The organism is Tardiphaga sp. (assembly GCF_025356345.1).
Taxonomy (GTDB): Bacteria; Pseudomonadota; Alphaproteobacteria; order Rhizobiales; family Xanthobacteraceae; genus Tardiphaga.
The window spans coordinates 1-8,869 of the sequence record NZ_JANXTC010000298.1 but is presented as its reverse complement, the minus strand read 5'-3'; the positions used below and the strand labels follow the sequence as shown (position 1 = coordinate 8,869).

The following is an 8,869-nucleotide window of genomic DNA, read 5'->3' as shown; positions in this document are numbered from 1 at the left end:
GGCCAGCAGCGGTGCCGAACCGGAGATGAACAGCCGCATCTGGCTGCACGCCGCCTTGGTGAGGTTCGGGCTCCGCAGCAGCCGCGTATAGAAGGTCGGCACGCCCATCAGCACGGTCGCGCGCGCCATCAGTCCGATGATCAGCTCGGGATCGAGTTTGGGCAGAAAGATCATCGACGCCCGCGCAAACAGCGTGACATTGCTGGCCACGAACAATCCATGGGTATGGTAGATCGGCAAAGCGTGGATCAGCACGTCCTTGTCGGTGAAGCGCCAGTAGCCGACCAGGCTCTCGGAATTCGACGCCAGATTGTCATGCGTGAGCATCGCGCCCTTGGAACGACCGGTGGTGCCGGAGGTGTAGAGAATCGCGGCGAGATCGTCATCGGCGCGCGCCACGGTGGCGAAATCCGGCTTCTCCTTGGCGGCAGCGTCGGTCAGCGAACCCTTGCCGTCGGCGCCCAGCGTCTCGACCTTGGCACCGACCTTGCCGGCCATCGCCGCGAAGCCATCCGCCTTGGCGGGATCACAGACGATCAGCGACGGTTCGGCGTCGGTGATGAAATAATCGAGTTCGTTCAGCGTGTAGGCGGTGTTGAGCGGCAGATAGACCGCGCCGGCGCGTACGGTGGCGAGATACAGCACCAGACCCGGTACCGATTTTTCGGTCTGCGCGGCGACACGGTCGCCCGGTTTGACGCCGCGGGCCACCAGAACATTGGCCATCTGGCCGGCCAGCGCCACCAGGTCGCCATAGCTGATGTGCCGACCTTCCGGGGTTTCGATCGCCAGCTTCGAGGCATCTTCGAGATCATCGAACAGGCGGGAGAACAGATTGGCGTTCATGGACGGTCACGCGGTCAGGAGGAGAGGGAGCGACCACCGGTCGCGTCAAACTGTCCGGTTTCCTTAGCAAGAACCGGTGGGCCTAGGCAACGCACGCGGGTCAGGGGCATTGTTGCGCGGGAAACCGCGTCGCCATATGCGATCATTTCAACCTGCTGTGGCGAATGGCGCCATGACATCAATGTGTAGCAAAAGTTCGCCCGAACGCGGCGCTGCCGCAAAAGTTTCACCCTGCGGCAAAATAGATTTCCTGAAACTGCGCTGAAACGACCACGTAACTCGGATATCGGCGGCGCAGTCTGGCCTTCCTGCTTGCTTCGTTGCCGTGTGTGCCCCTTTCAACGCGCCGGCGGATTTCCGCCGGTCACATCAATCCAATGGGAGACGATCCATGTCCAAGCGCATTGCACTTTTCTCGGCCGTCGCATTCAGCACCCTCGCTCTGTCCGGCGCCCTGCTGGCCCCCGCATCGGCTGAAGACAAGATGATGAAGAAGAGCGAGATGTCCGGCGAGAAAACCGTGATGGTCGGCGGCGCGCCGATGTATCCCTCGAAGAACATCGTCGAGAACGCCGTCAACTCCAAGGATCACACCACGCTGGTCGCCGCCGTGAAGGCCGCCGGTCTGGTCGATACGCTTTCGAGCAAGGGCCCGTTCACCGTGTTCGCACCGACCAACGCCGCTTTCGGCAAGCTGCCGGCCGGCACCGTCGACACCCTGGTGAAGCCCGAGAGCAAGGCGACCCTCACCAAGATCCTGACCTACCATGTCGTCGCCGGCAAGCTGAACGCCGCTGACCTCACCGACGGCAAGAAGCTGACCACCGTCGAAGGCGAAGTCCTGACCGTGAAGGCTTCGGGCGGCAAGGTGACGCTGACCGATGCCAAGGGTGGCACTTCGACCGTGACCATCGCGGACGTCAACCAGTCGAACGGCGTGATTCACGTCATCGACACCGTGTTAATGCCGAAGGCCTGATCAAGAACGGCTAATTCGCGCAATCTGTTCAAGCGCGAAACACTTCGCGCATCCTGACTAGTCCCCACAGGGTGCGCGCGCGTCCCCACGGGCGCAATGAGCGAGCCGGGGCAACCTGGCTCGCTTTTTTGTGATCGTTACGGCATCCTGCAGCGGCAAAGTCGCCGGGAAGGCTGTAACGATCCGGCAAATTTCCCGTATAGCTCTGTGCAACCACCTGACGGATGAAGCCATGTCCAGCCTGACTCTCAGCGACGACCACGCCACACCGGCCGCGGGCAAGGTGATCCAGCCCGCCTGGGTGCGAATCGTGCACTGGATCAATGCCGTGGCGATGGTGCTGATGATCATGTCGGGCTGGCAGATCTACAACGCCTCGCCGCTGTTCAGCTTTAGCTTCCCGGGATCGGTGACATTGGGCGGCTGGCTCGGCGGCGGCATCATGTGGCACTTCGCCGCGATGTGGCTGCTGATGGTCAATGGCCTTGCCTATCTGGTCACCGGCCTCGCCACCGGGCGGTTTCGCAAGAAGCTGCTACCGATCTCCGCCACCGGCCTGCTCGGCGACACCAAAGCGGCGCTGACCGGCAGTCTGTCCCACGACGACCTCACCAAATACAATCACGTGCAGAAGCTGCTCTATGCCGGCATCATCGTGGTCGGCATCTTGATCGTATTGTCCGGCCTGTCGATCTGGAAGCCGGTGCAGTTTCAATATCTCACGGCGTTGTTCGGCGGCTATGATGTGGCGCGCTATGTGCATTTCGTCATGATGGCATCGATCGTCGGTTTCCTGGTCATTCACATTGCTCTGTCGCTGCTGGTGCCGAAAAGCCTGCGCGCCATGATCACCGGACGTTGAGGAGATCGCCATGATCAGCCGCTTCCGCTCCCTCATCATTCCCGGCGTCGACAAATCCCTGCTGATCAAGGACGCGACCAGACTGCTGCCCGACCCGTCGCGACGCCGCTTCCTGGCCGGCGGTGCCAGCCTGGGCGCGCTGACGCTGTTGACCGGCTGCGATGTCACCGACAGTTTTTCCGCCGACAACATGCTGGCGCATATCTCCAAATTCAACGACGCCGTGCAGGCCGCGATCTTCAATCCCAACACGCTGGCGCCGACCTTTTCGGAAAAGGACATCAAGCGCCCGTTCCCGTTCAACGGCTTCTACGCCGAGGACGAGGCGCCGAAGATCGACGGCAAGGACTGGAAGCTGGAAGTTTCCGGCCTGGTGCAGAACAAGAAGCCGTGGACGCTGGAAGAACTGTACAAGCTGCCGCAGGTGTTACAGATCACCCGCCACATCTGCGTCGAGGGCTGGAGTGCGATCGGCTCGTGGCAGGGCACGCCGCTGCGCGACTTCCTGAAGCTTGTCGGCGCCGACACCACGGCCAAATATGTCTGGTTTCGCTGCGCCGAGGACTATACCAGCCCGATCGATATGCCGACCGCGCTGCATGCGCAGACCCAGATGACCTTCAAATTCGACAACCAGATCCTGCCGCGCGCCTATGGCTTCCCGATGAAGATCCGGGTGCCGACCAAGCTCGGTTTCAAGAATCCGAAATATGTCGTCTCGATGGAAGTCACCAACGACTACAAGGGCGGCTACTGGGAAGACCAAGGCTACAACGATTTCAGCGGAAGCTGATCGCTTTCTTTCTTCTCCCCTTGCGGGAGAAGGAAAAGAATTTCATCGAACCGGCTTCTGGAACGCCGCGAGCATGGCGCCGACGCCGAGCGTGGCCGCGGAGACCACCAGTGCCGAGGTCAGGCTGTGCGTGGCGTCACTGATGGCGCCGACGACGATCGGCCCCAGCGTCTGGCCGATACCGAATACGATGGTGACGATGGCAATCGCCTTCGGCCAGGCGTCCGGCGGATAGTTGAGGCGCACAAAGGCGGTGGTAGAAGCGACCACCGCGAAGAAGGCGACGCCGAACACCAGCGCCGAGGCGCCAAGCAGAACAGGCGAATGGCCGAACAGCGGCATCGCCGCCCCGACGGCGTTGACGCCGAGGATGATGGCCATCGCCGACCCGCCATGGCCGCGCGCCAGCACGCCGCGCCACACCCAGGGCGAGGCAAAGGCGCTGGCACCGATCAGGCACCAGAACGCGCTCTGCGCGCGTGCATCGCCGCCGAAATCCCGGACATAGGCGATCATGAAGGTCATGTAGGCGATGTAGCCGGCACCAAACAGAAAGTAGCTGACGAGGTAGATCGCGATCGGGCGCAGCGGCACCTCTGATGGCGCGGCACGCGACACGCCGGCCGACGCCGCGATCGGTGACAGCAACGGCAGGGCGAGCAGGCTGCACACCGCCGCCAGCGCCAGCCACACGATCCACCACGACCCCGGACCAAAGGCTTGCAACAGAAACGGCGCCATCAGCCCGGACAATACGATGCCCAGGCCCGGCCCGGCATAAAACAGGCTGAGCAGGAAGCTCGAACGCGCCGGCTGTGCCTGTCCGATGGTGACGGCCAGCGCGCCGCCGGCCACAAAAGCGAGCGCCGCGCCAAAGCCGGTCAGCAGCCGGGCAAAATTCAGCACCGCGAAATTCGCCGACAGGCCACAGATCAGCAGCGACACCACGCAGGCGATGGTGCCGGCGCGCACCACGGCGAACAGGCCGAAACGCCGGCTCAGCCTCGCCGTCACCAGCGCGCCGGCGAGATAGCCGCCCGCATTGATGGTGTTCAGCAGGCCGGCGGACGAATACGACCAGTGCAGGGCGTCGCGCATATCCGGCAGCACCAGCGAATAGGCGAACCGGCCGACGCCGAGCCCGATCGCCGGCGCCAGCGAAAGAATCAGGATCTGCCGCACAAGCGCGGGCGATGACGGGATTTTCGCGGTCACGGGAGTCTCCGGCGGGTAGTGAAGCATGCGGGCAGTTGGTCGCAGCGGGCAAGCCACCTGGCGGCAACACTGTCTTGCCATTCCCGCAACGACGCCTTAGCACTCGCCGCAATCAAGGCTCCCAAGCAATTCAGAGGCATTCGATATGGCAACGCACAAACTGCTGCTTCTCCCGGGCGACGGCATCGGCCCCGAAGTGATGGCCGAGGTGAAGCGCCTGATCGACTGGTTCAATGCGAAGGGTATTGCGCAATTCGAGACCGAAAGCGGCCTGGTCGGCGGCGCCGCCTATGATGCCGACCAGCTCCCCATCACCGACGCGACGATGGCCCGCGCGGATGCCGCCGATGCCATCATCTTCGGCGCGGTCGGCGGCCCTAAATGGGATACCGTCCCCTATGAGCACCGCCCCGAGGCCGGTCTGCTGCGGCTGCGAAAGGATCTCGGCCTGTTCGCCAATCTGCGACCGGCGGTGTGTTATCCGGCTCTGGCGGAATCCTCCAGCCTGAAGCGCGACGTGGTCGAGGGGCTCGACATCATGATCGTGCGCGAACTCACCGGCGGCGTGTATTTCGGCGAACCCAAGACCATCACCGACCTCGGCAACGGCCAGAAGCGCGCCATCGATACTCAGGTGTATGACACCTATGAGATCGAGCGCATCGCGCGCGTCGCCTTCGACCTCGCGCGCAAGCGCGGCAACAAGGTGACGTCGATGGAGAAGCGCAACGTCATGAAGTCCGGCGTGCTGTGGAACGAGGTCGTCACGCAGGTTCACGATCGCGAATACAAGGACGTCACGCTGGAGCACCAGCTCGCCGATTCCGGCGGCATGAACCTGGTGAAGTGGCCGAAGCAGTTCGACGTCATCGTCACCGACAATCTGTTCGGCGACATGCTGAGCGACATCGCGGCGATGCTGACGGGGTCATTGGGCATGCTGCCGTCGGCCTCGCTCGGCGAGGTCGACGTCAAGACCGGCAAGCGCAAGGCGATGTATGAGCCGGTGCACGGTTCGGCACCGGATATCGCCGGCACAGGCAAGGCCAATCCGCTGGCGATGATCGCCTCGTTCGGGATGGCGCTGCGCTACTCGCTGGAGATGGGCGACGCCGCCGACAAGGTCGACCAGGCGATCGCCGCGGTGCTCGCCAAGGGCCTGCGCACCGCCGACATCGCGGCGCCCGGCACCACGACGGTAAGCACGGCGCAGATGGGCGAAGCCGTGCTGACGGAGTTGCAGGCGCTGTACCATTAGAGGAAAGGGTGAGCCTCGGTGAGGTCTCAACCTCGTAGGGTGGGCAAAGCGCAGCGTGCCCACGGATCTTGCTCCCGAATGCGTGGGCACGGCGCAACGGCGCCTTTGCCCACTCTGCGGGTCTGACAGGGTTCACTTACTAACAAAAATGCCCGGCTGAGCCGGGCATTTTCGTCATCAGAAGTCGCTGCTATCAATACAGCGGGAAGCGCTCGGGATAGCCGCCGAGGTCCCAGGATGAATTCAGCGGCTGGCGGTCCAGCGGGCGATTCAAATTCTCGCGGGCGAAGGACTGGCCCGGAGGATAGGCGTAATCGGTGAATTTGCGGTCGCCCGGCAGTACTTCGACGCCGGCATCGAGCCAGGAGCGTTTGGTGACATAGACGCGGGTACGCGGACCCTGCTGGTAGGATACGTTCGGGCCGCCACGGCCATAATAGGGACGGCCCTGCTCATCAAACTGGCGCTTCGGGGCGGCATCGGCCGGCGACACCACCAGGCAGGAAACAACCAGGCCGGAAACAACCACGGCCACGGCCGACAAAAGCACGGCGACGGTCTTCGCGGCGGGGAATTTGAAGGTCATCAGATCCTCTTGAGCAGGCAGGTCCGGACGGCCGAGTCGGCTCATCCAATTTGGACTTAGTTTAACGGGCGCGGAGGCGGGGCCACAAGGTCAATCCGGCCACACCTGCGCAGATAATGCACGGCACGGCCGAATGTTGCATGTCGGCCAATATCTTGGACCTTGCCGCGAAACGGGCGATGCGTCACAGGCTGCCCCGCAGCGAGGGGTTCTGGGCGCCGCTGACCCAGTCCGCCGAACTGGCTGAAAGCGCCGCGCCGCTGACGCAGTCGCCACGCTTCAGCTCGGCATGGGCGAACAGCTCGGCCAGCCGGGGCTCGTTGCGGGCGGCCAGCAACACAAGCCTGTTGAAAGTGCATGCGATCGCGGCACGGCGCGCCGGCAGGCCGTCGCCCTGGCACGACCAGCCGGAGACCTGCAGATTGGCCGCCGCTAGATTCTTCATGAAGCCGAGGCAACGCTGGCTGTCGCCGAGCCGGTCAGCAAAACCAAACAGCGCCACCGGGCCGAACTTGCTGTCGACGATGCCCTCGCCGGCGATCTCGCGAAAGCCGCCGGGGTCCATGCGGCCTGCCACATCATCAGCCGAAGGCCCGGCCCGCGCCGCCTCCAGGCCAGGCCGGTACAATTCCAGCTCGGCAACCGGCCTGTCGGCCATGCTCCAGCGCAGCACGTCCCTACGGCCACCATCGGGATGCCGGAAAACTTCATAGGCTTCGGTTTTACCCGCCGATTCGAAATGACTGACGGCAAAGGCCGGGGGCGACCGACCAGCCGCGCTCCAGCTAGCCCCGGAGATCGACCGGGCCGCCGGCTCCGCGATCGGCTCCAGATCAATGCTTTCGAACAGCGAGATCGCGATGATGACAAGAAACGCCAGTGCCCCCATATAGGCCAGTAGGCGCCAGATCACGCCACGGCACTCATCGGCAAAGCTTTGCAGCGCCGGATGAATGCCCGGCTGGGATTGACGGCGCGAGGCCAGGAATGAACGCATCGGGAATATCGCTGGGCGGGAAATCGCCAGAAAGATGGTCTTGACGTTGTCTTGGAAGCGTTTCTCGCATAAAAGCGCTGCCTCTTCCCTTTCCGCAGCTTGCGGGGGCGAAGTGTTTTTCTTCGGAGAGTGAACGATGGGTTACAAAGTCGCGCTGGTCGGAGCGACCGGCAATGTCGGGCGTGAAATGCTCAACATCCTGGATGAACGCAAATTCCCGGCTGACGAGGTGGTGGCGCTCGCCTCCCGTCGCAGCATGGGCGTCGAAGTCTCCTATGGCGACCGCACCCTGAAATGCAAAGCGCTCGAACATTATGATTTCAGCGACGTCGACATCTGCCTGATGTCGGCGGGCGGCGCGGTCTCCAAGGAATGGTCGCCGAAGGTCGCCGCGGCCGGCGCCGTGGTGATCGACAATTCGTCGCAGTGGCGGATGGACCCGGACGTGCCGCTGGTGGTGCCGGAAGTGAATGCCGACGCTGTCGCTGGCTTCACCAAGAAGGGCATCATCGCCAACCCGAACTGCTCGACCGCCCAGCTCGTGGTGGCCCTGAAGCCACTGCACGACAAGGCGATCATCAAGCGCGTCGTGGTCTCGACCTATCAGTCCGTCTCCGGCGCCGGCAAGGATGCCATGGACGAGCTGTTTTCGCAGACCAAGTCGGTCTACACCAACAGCGAGCTGGTCAACCGCAAATTCCCGAAGCGGATCGCCTTCAACGTCATCCCCGAGATCGACGTGTTCATGGAAGACGGTTTCACCAAGGAAGAATGGAAGATGATGATGGAGACCAAGAAGATTCTTGATCCCAAAATCAGGCTGACCGCGACCTGCGTGCGGGTGCCGGTGTTCGTCGGCCATTCCGAATCGGTCAACATCGAATTCGAGAACCCGATCTCGGCCGATGAAGCCCGCGACATCCTGCGCAATGCGCCGGGCTGTCTGGTGATCGACAAGCGCGAGCCGGGTGGCTACGTGACGCCGTATGAGGCTGCCGGCGAGGACGCCACCTATATCAGCCGCATCCGCGAGGATAATACGGTCGAGAACGGCCTGGTGCTGTGGTGCGTCTCGGACAATCTGCGCAAGGGGGCCGCGCTGAACGCGATCCAGATCGCGGAATGCCTGATCAACCGCAAGCTGATCACCGCGAAGAAGAAAGCGGCGTAACGCACAGACGGCTCCCCGTCATTGCGAGGAGCCGTTGCGACGAAGCAATCCAGTTTTCCGTTTTGGATCTGGATTGCCGAGTCGCGGAGTTCATCATCGGGCCGGCGAAGCCGGGCCCGTTGGCTCCTCGGAAGAAACTTGTCCCGGACGCGGCGCCATGCG

Annotated in this window: 9 protein-coding genes; 5 read left to right on the top strand and 4 right to left on the bottom strand. The window is 63.0% G+C overall.

The genetic code is table 11. The features are described 5' to 3' along the window. Positions 1 to 846: AMP-binding protein (locus tag Q0S16_RS18350; protein WP_295851101.1), on the bottom strand; the 846-nt coding region annotated here is incomplete at its 3' end. A 391-nt stretch (positions 847 to 1,237) separates the two neighbouring features. On the opposite strand from Q0S16_RS18350, the gene Q0S16_RS18345 reads away from it, so the two are divergent. The 3 genes from Q0S16_RS18345 (at position 1,238) to Q0S16_RS18335 (ending at position 3,480) form a co-directional block, all read left to right on the top strand. Next, positions 1,238 to 1,825: a fasciclin domain-containing protein gene (locus tag Q0S16_RS18345; protein ID WP_295851098.1), complete on the top strand. Its 588-nt coding sequence runs from the start codon at positions 1,238 to 1,240 to the stop codon at positions 1,823 to 1,825. Positions 1,826 to 2,057: 232 nt separating this feature from the next. Continuing rightward, on the top strand, positions 2,058 to 2,687 hold the full coding sequence (locus Q0S16_RS18340) for a cytochrome b/b6 domain-containing protein (RefSeq protein ID WP_295851095.1): 630 nt from the start codon (positions 2,058 to 2,060) through the stop codon (positions 2,685 to 2,687). 10 nt (positions 2,688 to 2,697) lie between these two features. Beyond that, positions 2,698 to 3,480, top strand: coding sequence for a molybdopterin-dependent oxidoreductase (locus Q0S16_RS18335; RefSeq protein WP_295851093.1), 783 nt, complete (start codon positions 2,698 to 2,700; stop codon positions 3,478 to 3,480). 42 nt (positions 3,481 to 3,522) lie between these two features. On the opposite strand, the gene Q0S16_RS18330 is transcribed toward Q0S16_RS18335, so the two are convergent. Then, positions 3,523 to 4,695: a YbfB/YjiJ family MFS transporter gene (locus Q0S16_RS18330; RefSeq protein ID WP_295851090.1), complete on the bottom strand. Its 1,173-nt coding sequence runs from the start codon at positions 4,693 to 4,695 to the stop codon at positions 3,523 to 3,525. 145 nt (positions 4,696 to 4,840) lie between these two features. Between Q0S16_RS18330 and leuB the strand changes: the two genes are divergently transcribed. Next, entirely contained in the window at positions 4,841 to 5,953 is a 1,113-nt protein-coding gene (gene leuB, locus Q0S16_RS18325) for a 3-isopropylmalate dehydrogenase (RefSeq protein ID WP_295851086.1), read from the top strand. A 193-nt stretch (positions 5,954 to 6,146) separates the two neighbouring features. Here the strand turns inward: leuB and Q0S16_RS18320 are convergent, their stop codons facing one another. Together Q0S16_RS18320 and Q0S16_RS18315 are read right to left on the bottom strand one after the other, a co-directional pair. Further along, entirely contained in the window at positions 6,147 to 6,539 is a 393-nt protein-coding gene (locus Q0S16_RS18320; RefSeq protein WP_295851083.1) for a hypothetical protein, read from the bottom strand. Positions 6,540 to 6,723: 184 nt separating this feature from the next. Then, entirely contained in the window at positions 6,724 to 7,536 is an 813-nt protein-coding gene (locus tag Q0S16_RS18315; protein ID WP_295851079.1) for a hypothetical protein, read from the bottom strand. Positions 7,537 to 7,672: 136 nt separating this feature from the next. On the opposite strand from Q0S16_RS18315, the gene Q0S16_RS18310 reads away from it, so the two are divergent. Further along, entirely contained in the window at positions 7,673 to 8,707 is a 1,035-nt protein-coding gene (locus tag Q0S16_RS18310) for an aspartate-semialdehyde dehydrogenase (RefSeq protein WP_295851076.1), read from the top strand. Positions 8,708 to 8,869 lie beyond the last annotated feature (162 nt).